Genomic DNA, 811 nt, shown 5'->3' with positions numbered 1-811 from the left:
ACTCTTTCGCACCAGATCCAGCACAAGCTGCTCCGCCATTTCCCGGACAATCAGCCTTCCCTTTGCAAAGGAATAAGGCTCCGGCAGCACCTGCCCCTGACTCAGGCTGTGCGTCTCCGGCTGGTATGCCTTGATATCCCGGATCCGGCAAGGCTCCCAACCCCAGGCATGATCGATCAGCAGCTCCGCATTGACCCCAAACATCTGATACAGCTTCTTTTCGTTGCACTCCGATGCCCGTGCCACATCCCCCATGGTATACAGATACGCTGCCTCCAGTTTTTTGGCGATGCCCTTCCCCACCCGCCAGAAATCCGTAATGGGACGGTGGGACCAAAGCTGCTGCCGATAGGCCATCTCGTCCAGCTCTGCGATCCGCACGCCATTTTCGTCCGCCGGCATATGCTTTGCCACAATATCCATCGCAATCTTTGCCAGATACAGATTCGTACCAATACCGGCGGTTGCCGTAATACCGGTTTCCCGCAGTACATCCCGGATCATACGCATAGCAAGCTCTCTGGCGGTACAGCGGTAGGTTTTCAGATACCCGGCAGCGTCAATGAACACCTCGTCAATAGAGTATACGTGAATATCCTCCGGGGCGATGTAGCGCATATAGATGTTGAAAATCTTGGTGGAGATCTCCATGTACTTTGCCATCCTGGGCGGAGCAGTCAGAAAGGACAGCTTCAGCCCCGGATCCCGGTTCAGCGCATCCGCCAGATAGGACTCCCCTGTAAAGGTGCCCACACGCCGCAGCCGGGCACGGTTCACCTCCTCTGCCTTCTGAATCACTTCAAACAGGCGG

General features: G+C 56.0%; 1 protein-coding gene. It reads right to left on the bottom strand.

Translation table 11 applies throughout. The annotated features are described in order from the left end of the window. Positions 1–811, bottom strand: an 811-nt coding sequence (locus QVO51_RS07805; protein WP_441295916.1) for a Y-family DNA polymerase, incomplete at both ends; no start/stop codon positions are given.

The sequence above is a fragment of the Ruminococcus sp. CAG:379 genome (genome assembly GCF_000434255.1).
Classification (GTDB): Bacteria; Bacillota; Clostridia; order Oscillospirales; family Ruminococcaceae; genus Ruminococcus_F; species Ruminococcus_F champanellensis.
This window is presented reverse-complemented; position numbering and strand designations above follow the sequence as displayed.